Below are 20,481 nucleotides of genomic sequence, written 5' to 3' on the forward strand. Positions count from 1 at the left end.
TTTATATTTACTTCCAAGTCTGGACTTAAGATGCCAGCAAAGGCACCAGTTCTCCGAGATGATCCAGTCGCGCAAGATCATCATATCCTCCGACATGTTTTTCTCCGATATAAATTTGCGGGACTGTTCTGCGTCCCGTTTTATTCATCATTTCACTGCGTTGCTCAGGGTCAAGATCAATCCGTATCTCCTTAATTTTTTCCACACCTTTGGAACGCAATAATTTTTCTGCCATTTTGCAATAAGGACAGAACCCGGTTGTATACATGATTACCTTGCTCATTGTTTATCTCTTGACTATCGGCAGGCTCGCGCGTTTCCAGGCATCGATTCCACCCATCAAATTATGCACTTTCCCAAATCCGTTTTTATACAATATATTACTCGCATGACTTGATCGTATACCACTTTTATAAATAACGACAATAGGTTTCTCCTTATGTTTCGTCAATTCAACCCATCGTTCTTCAATCTTCTCAGTCGGTATGTGCTTTGAGTTGGGCAAATGGCCCGCAGCAAATTCGCTGTCATCCCTCACATCAAGCACAATAGCATCTTCATAATTAATCAACTCTATCGCCTTACGCGTATCTATTTCTTTGGCGCCGCGTTTTGTAAATGCAGGCCATATCAGCAATGCAGCACTGACGATCGCAGCAATCACAAAAAAAATGTTCTCTATCCTAAGCAAAAAGTAATCCTGAAAAATTGATGATTCTTCCATAAAATGTTTAATCCTGTGTTTTATAATGTTTTCACGAAATTGATTCTATCAGAAACCACATCAAATCGCTTTGCTCAAAAGCATTCGTAGTTTACCTGCATGCCAGCTATTTATTTACCTGCGACGTTAATTTTTTACCAGACTTTCCGATGTATTAGTCTAATGCCACTGCACTTAACGCAATTGATTGAGCAAACAATAAAACCAGAAATTTCATTACTTCACACGTTGGTATGTTGTATGAATCATGAAACATTTAATAGCAGGTCAATTAATTCACTTCAAAAATCAGATAGATGCTGCGCAACACCTCAAAATCAAGTAAAATACGCTTCTGCACAGATCAAAAGAAAGAACGCAACACACAATCCCAAATAATACATGAAAAAAATCGTCCTTCTTCGTCATGGAGAAAGTATCTGGAATAAAGAAAATCGGTTTACAGGCTGGACAGATGTTGATTTAACACCCAAAGGTATCGAAGAAGCCCGGAATGCCGGCAGGCTTTTGAGTGAAGCTGGCTTTAATTTCGATATTGCATACACATCAGTACTTAAACGCGCCATTCGCACATTATGGCTAACGCTTGACGTCATGGATTTGATGTGGCTTCCTATTCATAATACCTGGCGCCTCAATGAACGACATTATGGCGCACTGCAAGGCTTGAACAAAGCAGAAACCGCCACCGAATTCGGTGATGAGCAGGTATTGATCTGGCGCCGCAGCTATGACATTAGGCCGCCCGAACTGTCAATTGACGATGAACGTTACCCTGGAACAGATATACGGTATAAAAACCTTGATCGCTCTGAACTGCCTCGAACAGAATGTCTCAAAGATACAGTAGCAAGGTTTCTTCCGTACTGGAAAAATATTATCGCACCCCAGGTTCAATCCGGAAAAAATATTATAATTACGGCACACGGCAACTCTCTTCGTGCTCTGGTTAAATATCTGGACAATATTACAGATCAGGATATACTTAATTGCAATATTCCAACTGGTATTCCGTTAATTTACGAACTGGATGACGAACTTATTCCGTTGCGCAGTTATTACCTAGGGGACCAGACACTGATACAGGATGCCATGCAACAAGTTGCCAATCAAGGAAGATCTGCAGGATAACCCGTCAGCTCATTACACAGTCTGTGGCAACCAGTCTGCGAGTACATGTTCACGAACTGCTTATCTATTACTTAATAGTATTTTCCCGGACGTGAAGCCAACACAATTCACAACCATTCAATTGGTAATCCTGTTAATTCTATCCAGCATACCGCTGCTGTATCACTCCACCGCTAGCGCTTCAGACAAGCAAAAGCAGCTGGACAAATTACGCAGCCGTATACAGGCGTTACAAACCGAACTGACTGTTCAGGAAAAAAACAAACAGGATGCTGCAGAAGCGCTGCGCGACACCGAACGTGCTATCAGCAACATTAAAAGAAAGCTGTATCAGCTAAACAAAGATAAAAACAAAATTGATGAAGCGTTAGAAAATATTCATGCACAGCATGAGCAACTTACCCTAGCAAGGGAAGCGGAACAAGCGCAATTGAGCGCTTTGCTGTTTCAACAATATCTGGGAAACGAACGACATTACCTGCGTACACTGTTCAATTCACAGGACCCCAACCAGATGGCGCGTGATATGTATTACTATAAGCAACTTTCCAATGCGCGTTCAGAGCATATCGACAGCCTTCTCAATGATCTAAATCAACTGCAGGTGCTTGCGCAATCTGCCAGTGAAAAACAAGCTCAGTTGTCTGCAATTGAAGCTGAATATGCAAGCCAAAACCTGATTCTCGAGGAAAAACAGGCAACACATAAGACTACGCTTTCACGTTTATCCCAAGAAATCAAACAACAACATAACGAAATTGACAAGCTTACCCGCGACGAGCAACGTATTGAAAAGCTGGTTGATGAAATCAACCAGCTTTTCAAACAGGAAAATCAGAAAAATGCCTTGAATAATACCCGTCTACCAGATTCCAGGCACCGGAATAGCGCTTTCAAATCACTCAAAGGTAAGCTCAATCTGCCTGTTCGAGGGAAACTTGTTAACCGTTTTGGTGGTCAACGTTCAGGTAGGCATGTCAGATGGAAAGGATTGTTTATCCGTTCACCAGAAGGTAGCGACGTCAAGGTTATTGCAACAGGACAGATTGTATTTGCCGACTGGTTACGCGGTTTTGGTAATCTTATCATTGTTGACCATTCACATGATTACATGAGTTTATATGGCAATAATGAAGTGCTTTTGAAACAAGTTGGCGACATTGTCCAGGGTGGCGACACTATCGCCACCGTAGGTAACAGCGGCGGCAATCTGGACTCAGGACTATACTTTGAAATGCGTCACAAAGGAAAAGCGTTTGATCCGTTGACATGGATAAAAATAGAATGAATGATATAAAAATACACAAAATAAGCTTTGCAAATGGTATGGAATGAGATACCAAGCCGTTATATAAGTCATATTTTGACTTGTTTTTATTGTATGATCATTTGCATAAAACAGTTTAAATTTATCATTCAGTTTTCGACCAAGTATAATTTAATCACTTAGAATTCATAAGTGCGGAGACAGCATCATGAGTAACATAGTTAAAAAAGCAGGTTTGGTTTTTGTTGGCGCAATCACGGGCGTGATGCTCAGTTTGAATTTTTCTGCTATCGCCAAAAGAGATTCAACGGAAATCATGCATCCGCTGCCAATCGAAGAACTACGCACTTTTGCACAGGTATTCGGACGCATTAAGAGTGATTACGTAGAATCAGTGGAAGACAAGCGCCTGATTACAGAAGCCATCAACGGTATGCTGGTTGGTCTTGATCCGCATTCTTCGTATCTGGACAAGGATGAATACAAGGAATTACAAATTGGTACCCATGGTGAATTTGGCGGATTGGGTATTCAAGTCACCATGGAAGATGGATTGGTCAAAGTCATTTCCCCAATAGAGGACACGCCTGCATTCCGGGCCGGCATTCAAACGGGTGACTTGATTGTCAAGCTGGATGATACGGCAGTCAAAGGAATGACTCTCACCGAGGCAATCAAACTGATGCGCGGCAAACCGAAAACCGCGATTAAAATTACCATTGTCCGGGAAGGCGAAAAAGAGCCGCTGGTATTTAACCTGGTTCGTGACATCATCAAGATCCAAAGTGTCAAGTCAAAACTACTCGAGCCAGGCTATGCATATATCCGTATCACACAGTTTCAGGAATATACTGGAGAAAGTCTGGCGAAAGCGATTAAAACACTGTTTTCAGAAAGTACCGAACCCATGCAGGGACTTATTCTCGATTTACGTAATGACCCTGGAGGCCTGTTAAATGGTGCAGTAGCCGTATCCGCTGCCTTTCTTCCTGAAAATGCACTGGTTGTTTACACGGAAGGTCGTACAGCAGATGCAAAAATGCGATTACACGCCAACCCTGAATATTATCTCCGCGGTCATGGCAGGGATTATCTGCAGGATTTACCCGGAGAAATCAAGACTGTACCAATGATCACTTTAGTCAATGGCGGATCTGCATCAGCCTCAGAAATTGTGGCGGGGGCACTGCAGGATCATAAACGATCCATCGTTATGGGATCACAAACATTCGGCAAAGGCTCTGTGCAAACAGTATTACCGTTGGGGAATGACACCGCAATCAAACTAACGACTGCACTCTACTATACGCCGAACGGTCATTCTATCCAGGCAACCGGGATTACCCCGGATATACTGGATGAATCAGCGGATGATGATCAACGCCTTCGCGAAGCGGACTTAAGCAGACATATTGCCAATGGTCAAAAAGGCGAGAAAAAGTCAACAGTTGAGAAAGTAACAGAAGAATCAGCAAACAAGCCCAAAAAAGAAGAAAGCAAAAGCAAGAAAACCAGTGGCCCGATTGAATTCGGATCCGAGGATGATCTTCTGCTTATTCAAGCCATGAATTACTTTAAAGGCATAACCACATCGCCTGAAAAAAAATCCGATAGTGCAGGCGGTTAGCAGTTATCCGGAGCAGCTTACGTTTTGAACGATCGCCAGTTGCTCCGGTATAGCCGGCATATTCTGCTACCCGAAATTGATATTTCAGGTCAGGAAGCATTACTTAAAGCGCACGTACTGATTATTGGAGCCGGTGGCTTAGGGTCGCCCGCAGCACTTTATCTTGCTGCCAGCGGTATTGGCAAATTGACAATTTGTGATGGTGATATTGTAGATTTAACCAATCTTCAACGCCAGATTGCACATCCATCATCCGCAGTGGGTCTTCTTAAAGCGCATTCAGCCCGAACCACCTTGTCTGGTCTTAACCCGGATATAAATATTGTTGCCTGTTCTGAGTACGCAAAGGAAGCGCATTTGCAACAGCTTGTTGCCGAATCCGATGCAGTCATTGACGCGAGTGATAATTTTGAAACGCGTCATAACATTAATAAAGCCTGCGTTGAAAATCAAAAGCCTCTGATTTCAGGAGCGGCGGTTCGTTTTGAAGCACAGGTCTGCGTTTTTGACTTGCGCTCAGAGCATAGCCCCTGTTATCACTGCCTCTATCCGCTTGATGGAGAAACCGAGGATATGCCGTGCGCAATCATGGGTGTCTTCTCCCCCCTGGTTGGTATTATAGGCAGTATTCAGGCAGCTGAAACGATCAAGACACTGCTGAAGATTGGCGAGACCCTGAATGGCAGGTTACAGTTACTGAACGGCCTCACCATGAACTGGCGCACAATCAAACTCAAGAAAGACCCATATTGCAGCATATGTCAGCATAAATGAAGACGAAAGCGCTTCAGCCTTTTCACTTATGGAATATAACCTGCCGGTTTTTCCAAGGTTTCATGGCTAAAGCCTGGATGCCCGGGGCGGAATCTTCAACAGACACAGGACTGAAAAAAACAGTTGTTTTTCTCAGTCTAGCGTTTTTTGCAATCGAAATTCTTGCTTATGGCTTACGCAGCAAAAAAATGCCCCAGGCCAGATAGCCGTTCTTACCGCCATCAATCCAATAATTCAACCCGGTCTTCATGCGTTCAATATAAGCCGGATCGATTTTTCCCGTTAGTTCTCCGGTATGTTTCTCTGTTTCATCAAGCACTCGTTGGTAGTGATTGATCAACTGCTGAGTCAGATCATCAAATCTGATTACATCAAAACCCAACCGAGCGGCAACCTGCCGATAATATCCAGGCGAACCCAATGAAGAAAGATGGATGCGGTCAAGTATCGGTTGCAAAACACCAGCAGGACAATCGTCAGCCTGCATTGGGTCGGTAAAAACAAAATGACCACCCGGTTTCAATACCCGGTAGGCCTCTGTCAATACCTGCTCTCGCTGTGCACTGTGCAAAATCGCGTCCTGTGACCAGACAACATCAAAACCGGTTGAGTCATCAGCGCTTGTAAATGGCAATGACTCAAAACTGCCATCTATTACCTGGATTTTCTCGGACAGGTGTGCGGCTGCATTTAACTCGCGCGCGCGCTGATTTTCAACTTCGCTTAAATTCACCGCCTTTACCTGCACGCCGTAAGTTTTTGCCAAATAACGAGCAGCGCCACAATAGCCAGAACCCAGATCAAGCAAGACAGAATCTGTTTTTAACTCAGGTAGATATTTGGCCATGGTCTGTACTGTTCGATGACTTGCCACGTTGATTGGCTCATCATTACTTTCATACAGACCGATGTGAATATCTTCTCCTCCCCATATAGTGCTATAAAAATGATCAGCATCTTCACTGTTATAATATTCACGCGCAGTTTCAACAGCGGCCGATTGAGTTTTATTTGAATTCGTCATACTATTCGTCTACTGTGTGATAGGCTTTCTCAGCGATATGGATAAAAAAATCCGGCTCGCTTTCTCGATAGGTTTCCTGAAAATCCCCAAACGTTTCAATATGCTGAAAGCCGACTTCCTGCATCAACCGTGTTGTATAATCTTTTCTGAGCGGAAACATATTCAGGAAATATTGATCGCCATCGGAAAAACTGTATTCAAAGCGGGCCAATCCCTTATCAACGTGCACCGGTTTTACCGAAACATCCGTACCACAATAATAAAAAGTATGTGTACTGTTAAAACCGAAGTCAATTAAGGCATCATAGTTACGCTGATCCAGTATCAACACACCATCGTGTCGCAGTGCGGCATAAAACTCAGCCAGTGCCTTACGGCGGTCATTTTCATTAAACAAATGGGTAAACGAGTTACCAAGACAGATAATCGCATCAAATTTCTGATGTACGTCACGGTTCAGCCAGCGCCAGTCGGCCTGCACGGTACGCAAAATATGACCGCGCGACCGTGCATTGGCAAACGCCTTTGACAGCATCTCAGCACTGCCATCAGCGCTGACTACTTCAAATCCGGCTTCCAGCAGACGGACCGAATGGAATCCGGTTCCAGTCGCCACATCCAATACTTGCCGGCAACCTCTTTCTTTAAGTTTATCGATAAAAAACGAGCCTTCAGATTGAATTCTCGCATTCCAGTCAATCAGTGAATCCCATTTTTGTACAAAAGCATGCACATATTCCGCACGATATTGATCCGTTTCACGGACCGATACCGGGTCGGAACCATAATCCTGTTTTGTCTGAATCGATGTAGTATTCATTTCGCTCTCCGTGGGTATAAGTGTACTAAAACTGCCGTAATGGTGTTCACCAAACAGCAACACATAACACCGGAAAAATTCCAGAGTCAATCGTTGTCTTTCGATCACAATCTGGCGCAAACCTAGACCAGTCTGGCAAAACCAAGCTAAAATTATTATTTTTAAGGTTATTACTTACATGCAAATCTGGCGAAGCAATCCTTCACCAAATCATAAGACACCGCTTGCACTGACAATCGGCAACTTTGACGGCGTTCATTTAGGTCACCAAGCCATTTTGTCCTGTTTGAAAGACACCGCCGACAAACTTGGGATTGCTGCTTGCGTCATGACCTTTGAGCCGCATCCGCGCGAATTTTTCGCGCCAGATCAAGCACCTACTCGCCTAACCAGCTTCAGGGAAAAACTGCAACAGCTGGCCAGATCGAAGATAGACTATGTACGAGTATACCGCTTCAACTATGATTTCGCAAAAATAAGCCCTGAAGCCTTTGTGGATAGAATACTAATCCAGGAACTCTCTGTTCGCTGGTTACTGGTTGGCGACGACTTTCGTTTTGGTGCGCGCCGGGCCGGCGATTTTGCTATGTTGAAGGCAATGTCCGGACAATACGGCTTCGAAGTGGAAGAAATGCCGGGCGTTTTAATTGATGGGCAGCGCGTGTCAAGCAGCCACATAAGAAAACTGTTAAATGCCGGTGATCTGCACACGGCCCGCCGCTTTCTGGGCAGACCCTTTAGTATCAGTGGTCGTGTCATTGACGGCGACAAGCTTGGAAAAAAACTCGGCTTCCCAACCGCCAACATTCACATCAGGCACAATCGTCCGCCCATTTCAGGTATTTTTGTCGTCAAAGTATACGGCGTCATCCAATCGGCACCATCTGTTGCGTTGCCGGGCGTTGCCAGTCTCGGCGTTCGGCCGACTGTCCATCAAAACGGCAAACCGGTGCTGGAAGTTCACTTGCTTAATTTTGATCAGTCGATTTACGGCTATCATTTGCGGGTCGATTTCCTGCATAAACTGCGCGATGAAGAAAAATACCACGATTTAACTCAGCTTGTGCAACAAATCAGCAAAGACATCGAACAGGCAAAACTTTTTTTCAATCAAATGACGGATTCCGTGGTTTAGCCAGTTAAGTCACGAATTAAACCATAATCACGTATAATTCATCACAATTACAACACAATGTCATAGAATAGCAACACTCAATACCGATTCGTATATGATTGCACAGTGCAGCCTATCGATTTCGACGTGAAACGATTTTTGAATTTTTTTCATGACTGATTATAAAAAAACGCTAAATTTACTCGATACGACTTTTCCCATGCGCGGCAATCTCGCCAAACGGGAACCGGCCATGCTCGAGTCCTGGCAACAAAAAAAACTATATCAAAAAATCCGTGCGGCAAGTAAAGGAAGACCGAAATTCACTTTGCACGATGGACCGCCGTATGCAAACGGGGACATCCATATCGGGCACGCCGTCAACAAAATTCTCAAAGATATCATTATAAAAAGCAAAACACTGGCCGGTTTTGATGCGCCCTATATACCGGGATGGGACTGCCACGGTTTACCCATCGAACATCAGATAGAAAAAAAACACGGCAAACAGCTGTCCGCCAATAAAGTACGCGAACTTTGTCGCGCATTTGCTGCAGAACAGGTCGCGCGTCAGCAAGCGGATTTTATTCGGTTGGGTGTTTTGGGTGACTGGGATCAGGCTTACCTGACCATGAATTACCAAACAGAGGCGGACATTATTCGCACACTGGGGAAAATCTATCAAAACGGTTATCTGTATCAGGGACAAAAGCCTGTCAACTGGTGTATTGATTGCGGCTCCGCCCTCGCCGAAGCAGAAGTTGAATATGAAGACAAAACTTCTCCGGCAATTGACGTTGGCTTTGATGTCATAGCAACAGGCGAGGACGATTCGGGAACGCAATTACGAACAGCCTTTAACCTCGATACCGGCGCTTTGCCAGATGGCAGAATCATGGCAATCATATGGACGACCACACCCTGGACACTGCCAGCCAACCAAGCTGTCTGTGTTCATCCAGACTTTGACTATGATCTGGTCGAGACACATCGGGGCATGCTCATACTGGCAACAGAGCTGAAACAAATATGCTTGGAACGCTATGATTTGGAAGGTAAAACAGTAGGTCAGTGCAAAGGCCAGGCGCTCGAACATCTGCCATTGCAACACCCGTTCGAAAACCGACGTGTCAAAATCATTTGCGGCAAACACGTAACATTGGAAGCCGGTACTGGTCTGGTACATACCGCACCCGCTCACGGTCTGGATGATTATTTTGTCGGCCAACAATATGGCCTTCCCAACGAGAGTCCGGTTGACGGCGATGGCAAATTTATTATGGATAAACCGCTGGTTGGCGGCTTATTTGTCTGGAAAGCTAACGACATCGTCATTGACACGCTGCAGAACAGCCACCACCTGTTCTCTTTGAAAAAAATAGAACACAGTTATCCGCACTGCTGGCGACATAAAACACCCATTATTTTTCGCTCGACACCGCAGTGGTTCATTGGTATGAATCTGGCACGAAATTCAGATACAAATTCCGATACCACCTACCAGGGAAAAACTTTACGTGATCTTGCCATGCAAGCAGTTGACAATACGCGGTTTTATCCTGCATGGGGACGGGCACGACTGGAGGCCATGATCAAGAACCGCCCAGACTGGTGCGTCTCCCGGCAACGTAACTGGGGTGTTCCGATGGCATTATTCGTCCACAAAAACACCCACTCACCGCATCCACGCACCATGGAACTGCTCGAACAGGTCGCGCAAAAAGTCGAAAAGCAAGGTGTTGAGGCCTGGTTTTCGCTGAATGAAGCCGAATTACTCGGTGAGGACACACAACATTATATTAAGCTGGCCGATACGCTTGATGTATGGTTCGATTCAGGAACAACGCATGATACTGTAGTCAAACCCAGTCCCCAGCTCGACCATCCGGCAGACTTATACCTGGAAGGTTCCGACCAGCATCGTGGCTGGTTTCAATCGTCCCTGCTGACCGGCTGCGCCATTGACGGCCACGCACCCTACCGCGCACTGCTTACACATGGTTTTGTCGTCGACGGTAACGGACACAAGATGAGCAAATCCAAAGGTAACGTGATCGCACCGCAAAAAATCATGGATACCTATGGCGCCGACATATTACGCCTGTGGGTTGCCTCCACCGATTACTCCGGCGAGCTTTCGATTTCCGAAGAAATCCTCAAACGTGTCGTTGAAAGTTACCGTCGCATTCGAAATACCCTGCGATTTCTGCTGGCAAACCTGACAGACTTTGACGCTCGAAATGACATGCTGGCAATTGAAGACTGGCTGGAAATCGATCGGTACATGCTGGCATACAGCGACACTTTCCAGGAGGAACTCGTACAAATCTATAACCGCTACGAGTTCCACCAGGTGGTGCACAAGCTGCATAATTTCTGCTCTGAAGATCTCGGCGGCTTTTATCTTGATATCCTGAAAGACAGGCTTTACACCGCTGCTGCCAACAGCCCGCCACGGCGCGCTGCACAAAGTGCGCTCTATCATATTACTCACAGCCTGATCCGCCTGTTTGCGCCCATTCTCAGCTTTACAGCCGATGAAGCCTGGGAGCACCTGACCGGGCAGTCAGATGACAGTGTGCTGCTGCATACCTGGCATCATTTTCCAAAGCAAGCGGATGCGCAACAACTATGCGACCGCTGGAGCAGAATTCGGGTGTTGCGCGCCCAGGTATTAAAAAAGCTTGAGGATGCCAGAGCACAGGGAAAGATCGGATCATCACTGGCGGCAGCTGTAAATATCCGCGCAGGTAATGATGACTTTACACTGTTACAATCACTTGAAAATGATTTACGATTTGTACTGATTACCTCAGAATCCAGTGTAGAAGCGGCAGAAACTACTCAAACAATTGAAGTCACGGTTACGCCGAGCAGCCATTTGAAATGTGAACGCTGCTGGCATTATCGCAGCGATGTTGGTCAGCATTCCGAACATCCCACGCTGTGCGGGCGCTGCATATCCAATCTCGATGGAACAGGTGAAGACAGACGATATGCCTGAGGTAAACCGCAGCCCATGCTCTTCAGCCTGAATGGCTTCTCATGTTTTGAACGCATATACGAACAAATCTGCTGACATGAAATTATACTACTCACTGAGCATCGCCCTGATTGTTTTAACACTGGATCTGGTCACCAAATACTGGATACAAACGTCAATGGTCTATGGCCAGCAAATTCCTGTGACAGATTTTTTCAATCTGGTGCTGACCTACAACACCGGCGCAGCCTTCAGTATCCTGAGCGAAGCTTCCGGATGGCAGCGCTGGTTTTTAAGCGCGATCGCCGCGGGTGCTTCTATTGTTATTATTTATATGCTGAACAAATACAAAACCGAGCAACTGTTTTGTTTATCGCTTAGCCTGATACTTGGCGGTGCTATCGGTAATTTATGGGATCGCATTACGCTTGGATACGTTGTCGATTTTCTTGATTTCTACATCGGCGAGTATCATTGGCCTGCATTCAACATTGCTGACTCGGCAATTTTTATAGGCGCGGCACTGCTCATCATTGACAGCTTTTATAATAAAGAAAACACGCCAGAAGAAGTAAACGGCAAATCCGATGGAAAAGAAAAAACCGAAAAACTCTGACAATGTGTCAGCAGCTATTCCTTGTCCTTATCAGATCGTTTGCCCTCTTTGGTAATGGGGCTTTGCACCGTATAGCCCTTTTCCTTCATTTTATAGCCGCCGTAGGCTCCCGCACCCGCTGCCACAGCCATCCAGCAACCCGATAATAGCGGCACCAGAATAACCAGCATGATTGCGTTTAGATTGCACTTTCGTGTCAAAATCAACCTCATTGAGTGATACAAAAACAGACCAGTATACCCGGCCGCTGCCACCCTGTTTTTAAAGTGGTACTTTTAATAAAAACGAGAGCGTTTCCAGTAACGCTGCGCCAAAGCCCGCTCATCGACTACAAACCGCAGTAGAGATCCGCTTAAAAAAAGAAGTCTCGGAATAATCAAACCACTCCTTCAATTCATCATGGTGTGCACCGATAGTGCTGCCCTGGGCCATAACACCTGGATAAAGCAGCATTGTGTAGGAGCGCGCCCGGTCACTTTCACAGTCAAACTCGTAAAATGTCTTCAGTGACTGATAACCTCCTTTTTGCCTTTCATCATAGCTGGACAGAATCCACACTTTTTTGTAGTGGTCGCCACTCTGCCGGACTGTGGTCGGATCAAAAAAATGCTTGGCCTGTTTGTCTGGGTCTGTATGGACAAGCGCCCATTTCGCAACTACAGGTGCGCAAAAAATTAATAAACCGACCAGCAATGTGGTAAAAAAAATTTTTTTCATTATTGCGTTAATATTTTTATACTTGAAAGCAAGACTTGCCTATTCTAGGATAAAAAGCCGTCTCAGTGAACATACTGGCTGGCAAAATCCTGGCAACAAACCGACAGGTCATCCGCACACTTTGGAAAACAAAAAAAATAGACTTTTAAAATCAAAATGATTGCAGCAGTCAGTATTCGTTTACAATAATGATTCTCGAAAACAAACCAACAAAGGTCAAAGGAAGGCTTGTTCACTAACAATGTCGAAACGCGTAATTTTATAGGACTACAGAAACAGGACGACACACGTGAGAATATTTCCTGCATATATCGAGCTTCAGACCGGGCAAGGAATTTCTTTGCACGATCTGATGCCGGAACTACGACAGTCGGTCACGCAATCCGGTATACAAAACGGGTTTATTACCGTCACTTCACAGCACACTACCACGGCCATTGCCATTAATGAGAACGAAGCTCGTCTGATCGAAGATATTAAAAGTTTTCTGACACGTCTCATCCCGCCTGGTGACCGTTATCTGCATAACGATATTGCGCTGCGCGACTGTCCGCCAGACGAACCTGAGAATGCACATTCGCACCTGGCCGCCATGCTGTTGGGCAGCTCTGAAGTGATTACCCTGGCAAATGGCGGACTGGTGCTGGGGCAGTATCAATCGGTGATGTTATACGAGCTCGACGGTCCGCGCATGCGAAAGGTCAGCGTTCAGATTTATGGAGAGTAACCACTTTCAGAAAACGGTGATTGTTCAAATTACTGGTTATGTTTGAATTATATCTCGACACCGCAGACATCGATCAGATCGCTTGTCATAGCAAGTACCTGCCATTACGCGGAATTACCACCAATCCATCGATTCTGGCAAATACAAACACAGGTTTGCAGGAATTGCTGCCGAAAGTGAGGGAAGTTATTGGAGAAAAAGCGCGAATTCATGTACAGGTCGTCAGCGCAAACGCCGATGCCATGCTCAATGAAGCAGTGAACCTGCACAAACTGCCCTACGATATTGTCGTCAAGGTCCCTGCAACTGAGACAGGCATTGCTGCGATCAGAATGATGAAAAGGCAACAGGTTCCCGTGTTGGCTACAGCCATCTACAGCGTACAGCAGGGATTTCTGGCCGCACTTTGCGGCGCCGATTATTTGGCACCTTACGTCAGCCGTATTGATTCCATCGTTACAAGCGGTGATGACAACATAGACGGCATCGGAGGTGTTGGTGTTGTGGCCGATCTGCAAGCACTGATCGACCAACATCAACTGCCAGTCAGGCTACTGCCCGCCAGTTTTAAAAATATGAGGCAAGTACTGGGCGTGCTGAATGCCGGTGTATCCGCGATCACCATTCCACCTGAAATCGCTGTCAAAATGCTTTCACATCCCGCTCTACAACCCGCTGTGGACCGATTCAATCTGGATTGGCAGACCGTTTTTGGCCAGACATTGCCTTTTGAAAGCTAATTGCGCCATCACGCCTGCACTTGGTACTTATACCTGCAAAAGAGATTAGAGAATCTACTCAGAATGTCGATAACACAAAAATTATTTTTTTTTCAGGCAAATCCCTAAAAATGACTTTTGTGATTAAACTCTTAATTCGGACAATTGCCATCCTACTTGCTGGCGATGCTGGCATAGTTTGCATCTCAGTTATTGTAAATTATTTCGAAAACTCAATATTTATAACAGATGATCTAAGATTTATCATAATGTTATCGGTATTGAGTGCATTTTTCTGGTATTCAGCTGGGTTAATAGGGAAATACGGTTCAGAAGCTGCTTTTAAAATTCTTATGGCCGCAAGTATTGTTGTTGGCATCATCGCTTTGGATGAGATATGGATTCCCTATTTTCTACAAATTAAACAGCCGTCATTTGACGACATTCTTCGCTCGCTTTTTCCGATTGCAATGTTCTTTTTTGCCAGAAAAGAGCTATCAAAATTATCAGTCAGTACAACTGATGACAAACAACAACTGTAGGAATTTACAAAAACATGATCAAATCATAAACTGCCAAATCCTCCGCCCCCCGGCGTCTCGATCACTACCGTATCCCCTGCTTCAAGCTGCACACTGGCTGTGGAGCCAAGTTCTTCGACCACACCATTACTACGCTCCACACAATTGCACCCCAATTTGCCCGGCTCGCCGCCTTTCAACCCGAATGGCGCAATACGTCGGTGATTGGACAGAATGGCGGCATGCATGGGTTTGTTGAAACGGACACGCCGAATGACGCCGTCACCACCTTTTTGCTTTCCATTACCGCCCGAGTATTTACGTATTAAAAAGCTTTCCACTGTGACGGGATAGCGGGACTCAAGTACCTCGGGATCGGTCAATCGCGAGTTGGTCATATGCGTGTGCACGGCGCTCTGGCCGTCGAAATCAGGTCCTGCACCAGCACCACCGCAAATAGTTTCGTAATACTGGTATTGATCGTTTCCGAAGGTGAAGTTGTTCATCGTACCCTGCGCGGCTGCCATAATGCCAAGCGCACCGTACAGCGCATCGGTCACACATTGACTGGTTTCTACGTTACCGGCGACTACGGCCGCAGGATATTGTGGATTGAGCATACACCCTTCGGGGGCGATGATTTCAATCGGCTTCAGGCAGCCTGCATTGAGCGGAATCTCATCATTCACCAGCGTACGAAACACGTATAGAACAGCCGCGCGACACACCGGCAGCGGTGCGTTGAAATTGTTGGGTCGTTGCGCGGAAGTGCCGTTAAAATCGACCACAGCTTTACGCGACCGCTTATCGATGCGAATAGCCACACAAATGACGGAACCATCATCCATTTCATAAACAAATTCGCCATCAACAAGCACATCCAGCACTCGGCGTACGATTTCTTCGGCATTGTCTTGCACATGCTGCATGTACGTTGCAACCACTTCGAGACCGAAATGTTCAACCATGCGTTTGAGTTCAAGCACCCCCTTCTCGTTGGCGGCGATCTGCGCGCCGAGGTCTGCAATATTCTGCACGGGATTACGTGCCGGATACGGTCCGGCTGTAAGTAGCCTATGAATCTCATTTTGTAACAGCTCGTGATCACGCACGATTTGAATGTTATCAAACAAAATGCCCTCTTCTTCAACCGTCTTACTGTCCGATGGCATTGAGCCCGGCGTGATGCCACCCAAATCGGCGTGATGACCGCGCGAAGCGACGAAGAAGATCACCTGGCTACGCCGCTTATCAAATACCGGGCTAACGACTGTGACATCCGGCAAATGTGTGCCGCCGTTATATGGCGCATTGATCGCGAACACATCGCCATGTCGCATGGTCGGGTGACCGGCAATAACCGCCTTGACACTCTCGCCCATGCTCCCCAGATGCACCGGCATATGTGGCGCATTGGCGACCAGATTACCGAAACGGTCGAATACGGCGCACGAAAAATCGAGCCGTTCCTTGATATTGACCGACGAAGCCGTATTCGCCAGCGTTGCGCCCATTTGCTCGGCGATAGACATAAACAGGTTGTTGAAAATTTCTAGCATCACTGGATCAGCTTTTGTGCCAATACTTTCACGCTGAGGACGCGGTTCATGGCGTGTAAGTAACAGTTCGCCTTGAATCTGGCGCCGCGCCTGCCAGCCCGGTTCGATGACGACAGTTGCATTGGCATCGCTGATAATCGCCGGGCCTTGAATAAGGTCATCGGCCTGTAGCCGGCAGCTGGCATATACCGGCGTAGCATGTTGCAGACCGCCACTGATCGTGGTAACCATCTTAATCGGTTGCAGTTTTGAGCGCGAACCAGTTTCTTTATCGGTACGATTTACTCGAATTTCAGTTGTATCACCGGTCTTGCCGGTTGCTTCCACGGATACCGTCGCTATCACCAGACTACACTGGGGTTGAACAAAACCGAAGTGACGCTGGTGCAGTTCAGCAAAATCCGTCTGCAGTTGCGCAAGCGGCGCGCACTTGACAGTCAACACCGTATCGGCGCCCTGATAACGCAAACCGATATTTTTGATCAGCGAAATGTTAACGGTCGCGATGCCCTGGCTGGCGACTTCGTGCCGCGCTGACTGTGCAAGCTTGTCCAGTGTTTGGCTGATCATTTGCAGCGTATGCGCATCAAGCGGCTTCTCCACCGTTTCGGTATGAATGGCGGTAATATCGGCAAGTCCCATGCCATAAGCCGACATTACGCCTGCCAGCGGGTGCAGGATAATGGACTTTATTCCCAGTGCATCGGCGACCTGGCAGACATGCTGCCCCGCCGCGCCACCAAAGCCGTTGAGCGCATAGCAGGAAATGTCGCGACCTTTTTCCACGGATATTTTCTTGATCGCGTTAGCCATATTTTCCACGGCAATCTTTAGAAAACCTTCCGCCACCTGTTCGGGCGTGTAATCTCTGCCGCTTACCGTCGCTACTTCACGAGCCAGTTGGGCGAACTTCTTCCTGACAATATCATCATCCAGCGATACATCGGCATCCGGTCCGAAAATTTTCGGGAAAAAATCCGGCTGGATTTTACCAAGCATAACGTTGCAGTCGGTCACCGTCAGCGGTCCGCCGCGACGGTAACACGCAGGCCCCGGATTGGCACCAGCGCTGTCTGGCCCGACGCGAAAGCGACTGCCGTCATATTGTAGAATTGATCCGCCCCCCGCCGCCACGGTATGAATTGCCATCATCGGTGCACGAATACGCACTCCGGCCACCTGTCCGTCGTAAATCCGTTCAAAACTGCCATCATAATGGCTTACATCCGTCGATGTGCCGCCCATGTCAAATCCAATCACTCTGCTGAAACCCGCCGTTGCCGCAGTACGTGCCATGCCGACTACACCACCCGCAGGGCCGGACAAAATGCTGTCCCTGCCCTGAAACCGACCGGCCTGCGTCAGTCCGCCGCTCGATTGCATGAACATCAATTGCGTATTACCCAGCGTCGCCTCAATTCTGTCGACATATCGACGCAGTATCGGCGATAAATACGCATCCATCACCGCCGTATCGCCGCGCGACACCAGCTTGATCAGCGGGCTGACCTGATGGCTGACGGAAATCTGGGTAAAACCGGTTTTCTCGGCAATCCGTGCTGCAGCCAGTTCATGCGTATGAAAACGATAACCGTGCATGAATACAATCGCCACTGCGCGGATACCTTGCTGAAAAACGCGAAGCAATTCAGCAGCCAGCGCCGTTTCGTCGAGTTTTTTGATGACTTGACCATCTGAATCGATCCGCTCATGTGCTTCGATGACCGTTTCATAGAGCATTTCCGGCAGTTCAATATTCAGATCAAACAGCCGCGGACGGTTCTGGTAGCCGATACGCAAAGCATCGGCAAAACCTTTGGTAATTACCAGTGCGACACGTTCGCCCTTGCGCTCGAGCAGTGCATTGGTCGCGACCGTCGTGCCCATTTTGACATGATCGATATCATGTGCCGGAATGGGTTTACCGGATTTGATTTTCATCAGCCGACGAATACCTTCCAGCGACGCATCGGGATAGTGCTCCGGGTTTTCAGACAAAAGCTTGCAAGTTGTCAGATCACCTTCTGGGGACAACGCCACAATGTCGGTGAACGTACCACCGCGGTCGATCCAGAATTTCCAATTTGCGGGCTTTGTCATGCTGTGCTGAAAATGTTCCATCAGATATTAAACAAATGTTTCTTGTTACATTGGTAGTGACAGATAAATGTTCTTCGTTTATCCATCCTGAAAACTGTGCTTGCCTTTGCTGCAGATAGTGATGTATTGACCAGAACCCTTGCAAACCACAATTTCGTATGGCGCCGAATTACCGATCAGTTCAATCATTCCTTTGAACTATATAAGGTTTGCGTCTTGATTTGTGAACTCAGATTTTCTGATACGCGTTTTAGCCCCAATACAATTATGACCGTTTTAGTGTTTGTATGTATCGGCCCTATCGCTTCATACAGCAGTTCTTCCGGCAAAACTGTCGTGGAGCACATAATGCTTCTGATTAATACATATCCTATTAGGTAACAATGCCTATTATTTCAATCCTGCATAATGGCTAAATTATTGGTTTGAATCAGCCAGCGCTTCAATCAACAACTGGCGCATGTCATACGCCAGCCCTTTTCCTGATTGAATGATGGTGAGATCGGGGTTGCCCGGCTTCAAATATTCCAGCCCTCGCTCCCTGCCGGATGCCAGAAAGTCGTTAATCGCCACGCGATAGGTTTTTGCCGCATCGACCGGTTTACCGTTGACCAGCCAGACACCGTTCTGTCGTTGTGCGTTGGCGTATTGCAGAAATCCGCCCGAGTTTTTGTTTGCCAGTCCCTGATCAAGTGTCTTGATTAACAGGCTGCCTTTGATCGTCGCCAATTGCACTTGACCGCCAAATGGCAGGATACGAATGACGTCGTATACGGTGATTTTTCCCGGCGGCAAATTATCATCAATGCGGATGGCACCGCTGTTATACAGCGACAGTTCGGCATCAGAATATGCCCCCAGCATGCCGACGGCTACCAACTGCGTCAGGTTGGTTTGCGAACTGCGCACGCTGAATTCAAGACCATTGAGTGGTTCTGTCGTTTTGGCAATTACTTTTTCCGGTTCAAAGCCCTGCTGGCGGAAGGCATCAAACGCAATATCCACCCATTGGTCGACGGCTGCTTTTACCGCGGGGTCTTCGTCGAACCGTTCATCGATCGGCACAAACACCGGTTTAACTTCAGTCTGCCGGGTTTTCGGATCGAAATGCAGATCGATGACGTACACCGAGCGTACATTGGCGTCGCCTTTCAATATGGGCGCGAAACGCCTGCCGCGCCAGCGCTGGTAATTGATATGCTCGTGCCCGCCAAGTACAAGGCCGATCTGCGGGTTCTGCTGCACCAACGCAACATCGTCGGCTATTGACTGATGCGTCAGTGCAATAATGAAATCAGCCTGCCCGGTCAGTTGCGTAACCTGCTGATCAGCCACCTTTAGCGGATTGTCATAGCGCACATAATCCGCTTGATTCGCTGACAACGTCAACCCGAACAGTCCGATTCTGAAAATTTCGTCACTTTTTGGATCGTTTACAGGCACAACCAGATTCTGTAGAACGCCATCATATGATTGGCCACTTGCATCGAGCACATTGCTCGACACCCAGGTAAATCTCGCTTCTTGCATGCGTTGCCGAAACTGGCTTTCTTTCAAATCGAATTCATGATTGCCAAATGTGGCGTAGTCCAGTCCGAAACGGTTCAACACATCGACCATTTGCCGTCCTGCCAAACGGTCATTCTGATATTCGGCTGTACCGATCGCGGACGGACTGAACAGATCGCCCCCCAGTGTGGTGATGGTATTCGGATTCCGTGCCAGCAGCTGCTGACGCAGCTTTGCCACGCGCGCAATGCCGCCTTCCCTACCGCCGCTGACCGGCGTGATTTCGTAAATATCGTTGAAATGCAGAATGGTGACATGGATTCTGTCATCTGCTGCGGTTGAACGGTCGGATACTGTGGTGCAGGCAGAAATAAAAATGATAACGCACACCGACAAAACAACTGATGTCAGCTTCTTCACGACGGGCTCCTGTGATTTTTCTGTTATACGGCTTAAAAGTGTAGCATGCCGTTCAATAATAATGCCTGACATTATCGGAAAACTGACATTGTGATCGTTCAACAACAGTTTTCTTCAAATATTGGCAAA

Annotated in this window: 18 protein-coding genes; 10 read left to right on the forward strand and 8 right to left on the reverse strand. The window is 46.9% G+C overall.

What is annotated here, in order from left to right; all coding sequences use genetic code 11:
- Positions 1-25 precede the first annotated feature (25 nt).
- Together grxC and BMX44_RS08450 are read right to left on the reverse strand one after the other, a co-directional pair.
- Entirely contained in the window at positions 26-283 is a 258-nt protein-coding gene (gene grxC, locus BMX44_RS08445; RefSeq protein ID WP_090631198.1) for a glutaredoxin 3, read from the reverse strand.
- A gap of 3 nt (positions 284-286) precedes the next feature.
- Positions 287-724, reverse strand: a complete 438-nt coding sequence (locus tag BMX44_RS08450; protein ID WP_090631201.1) for a rhodanese-like domain-containing protein — start codon at positions 722-724, stop codon at positions 287-289.
- A gap of 381 nt (positions 725-1,105) precedes the next feature.
- On the opposite strand from BMX44_RS08450, the gene gpmA reads away from it, so the two are divergent.
- The 4 genes from gpmA (at position 1,106) to BMX44_RS08470 (ending at position 5,523) form a co-directional block, all read left to right on the forward strand.
- Positions 1,106-1,855: a 2,3-diphosphoglycerate-dependent phosphoglycerate mutase gene (gene gpmA, locus BMX44_RS08455; protein WP_090631204.1), complete on the forward strand. Its 750-nt coding sequence runs from the start codon at positions 1,106-1,108 to the stop codon at positions 1,853-1,855.
- A gap of 91 nt (positions 1,856-1,946) precedes the next feature.
- A complete protein-coding gene (locus BMX44_RS17230) occupies positions 1,947-3,143 on the forward strand; it encodes a murein hydrolase activator EnvC family protein (protein WP_245738878.1) in 1,197 nt (398 codons plus the stop codon).
- A 187-nt stretch (positions 3,144-3,330) separates the two neighbouring features.
- The gene (locus tag BMX44_RS08465) at positions 3,331-4,749 is read left to right on the forward strand and encodes a S41 family peptidase (protein ID WP_090631207.1); all 1,419 of its coding nucleotides are present in this window, start codon (positions 3,331-3,333) and stop codon (positions 4,747-4,749) included.
- A 24-nt stretch (positions 4,750-4,773) separates the two neighbouring features.
- Positions 4,774-5,523, forward strand: a complete 750-nt coding sequence (locus tag BMX44_RS08470; protein WP_090631210.1) for a HesA/MoeB/ThiF family protein — start codon at positions 4,774-4,776, stop codon at positions 5,521-5,523.
- Positions 5,524-5,689: 166 nt separating this feature from the next.
- Here the strand turns inward: BMX44_RS08470 and BMX44_RS08480 are convergent, their stop codons facing one another.
- Positions 5,690-6,547, reverse strand: coding sequence for an SAM-dependent methyltransferase (locus tag BMX44_RS08480; protein WP_090631216.1), 858 nt, complete (start codon positions 6,545-6,547; stop codon positions 5,690-5,692).
- 1 nt (position 6,548) lies between these two features.
- A complete protein-coding gene (locus BMX44_RS08485; RefSeq protein WP_090631219.1) occupies positions 6,549-7,367 on the reverse strand; it encodes a glycine/sarcosine N-methyltransferase in 819 nt (272 codons plus the stop codon).
- 178 nt (positions 7,368-7,545) lie between these two features.
- Between BMX44_RS08485 and BMX44_RS08490 the strand changes: the two genes are divergently transcribed.
- The 3 genes from BMX44_RS08490 (at position 7,546) to lspA (ending at position 12,080) form a co-directional block, all read left to right on the forward strand.
- On the forward strand, positions 7,546-8,502 hold the full coding sequence (locus BMX44_RS08490) for a bifunctional riboflavin kinase/FAD synthetase (RefSeq protein ID WP_090631222.1): 957 nt from the start codon (positions 7,546-7,548) through the stop codon (positions 8,500-8,502).
- Positions 8,503-8,653: 151 nt separating this feature from the next.
- Positions 8,654-11,485 carry an isoleucine--tRNA ligase gene (gene ileS, locus BMX44_RS08495; protein WP_090631225.1) on the forward strand — a complete coding sequence of 944 codons (2,832 nt, stop codon included), beginning with the start codon at positions 8,654-8,656 and terminating at the stop codon, positions 11,483-11,485.
- A gap of 76 nt (positions 11,486-11,561) precedes the next feature.
- Positions 11,562-12,080 (forward strand): signal peptidase II, encoded by a 519-nt coding sequence (gene lspA / locus BMX44_RS08500; RefSeq protein ID WP_090631466.1) that lies wholly within the window; start codon positions 11,562-11,564, stop codon positions 12,078-12,080.
- Positions 12,081-12,094: 14 nt separating this feature from the next.
- On the opposite strand, the gene BMX44_RS08505 is transcribed toward lspA, so the two are convergent.
- Both BMX44_RS08505 and BMX44_RS08510 read right to left on the reverse strand, forming a co-directional pair.
- Positions 12,095-12,280 (reverse strand): hypothetical protein, encoded by a 186-nt coding sequence (locus BMX44_RS08505; protein WP_245738879.1) that lies wholly within the window; start codon positions 12,278-12,280, stop codon positions 12,095-12,097.
- Positions 12,281-12,401: 121 nt separating this feature from the next.
- On the reverse strand, positions 12,402-12,797 hold the full coding sequence (locus BMX44_RS08510; RefSeq protein WP_090631228.1) for a surface-adhesin E family protein: 396 nt from the start codon (positions 12,795-12,797) through the stop codon (positions 12,402-12,404).
- Between the two features lie 289 nt (positions 12,798-13,086).
- Between BMX44_RS08510 and BMX44_RS08515 the strand changes: the two genes are divergently transcribed.
- From BMX44_RS08515 to BMX44_RS08525, 3 genes are all read left to right on the forward strand, one after another.
- A complete protein-coding gene (locus BMX44_RS08515; RefSeq protein WP_218143939.1) occupies positions 13,087-13,524 on the forward strand; it encodes a secondary thiamine-phosphate synthase enzyme YjbQ in 438 nt (145 codons plus the stop codon).
- Between the two features lie 38 nt (positions 13,525-13,562).
- A complete protein-coding gene (locus tag BMX44_RS08520) occupies positions 13,563-14,264 on the forward strand; it encodes a transaldolase family protein (RefSeq protein ID WP_090631475.1) in 702 nt (233 codons plus the stop codon).
- 110 nt (positions 14,265-14,374) lie between these two features.
- A complete protein-coding gene (locus BMX44_RS08525) occupies positions 14,375-14,785 on the forward strand; it encodes a hypothetical protein (protein ID WP_090631231.1) in 411 nt (136 codons plus the stop codon).
- A gap of 23 nt (positions 14,786-14,808) precedes the next feature.
- On the opposite strand, the gene BMX44_RS08530 is transcribed toward BMX44_RS08525, so the two are convergent.
- Positions 14,809-18,423 carry a hydantoinase B/oxoprolinase family protein gene (locus BMX44_RS08530; protein ID WP_090631479.1) on the reverse strand — a complete coding sequence of 1,205 codons (3,615 nt, stop codon included), beginning with the start codon at positions 18,421-18,423 and terminating at the stop codon, positions 14,809-14,811.
- Between the two features lie 417 nt (positions 18,424-18,840).
- A complete protein-coding gene (locus BMX44_RS08535) occupies positions 18,841-20,352 on the reverse strand; it encodes a bifunctional metallophosphatase/5'-nucleotidase (RefSeq protein ID WP_090631482.1) in 1,512 nt (503 codons plus the stop codon).
- Positions 20,353-20,481 lie beyond the last annotated feature (129 nt).

It is taken from the genome of Nitrosomonas marina (genome assembly GCF_900110145.1).
Classification (GTDB): domain Bacteria; phylum Pseudomonadota; class Gammaproteobacteria; order Burkholderiales; family Nitrosomonadaceae; genus Nitrosomonas; species Nitrosomonas marina.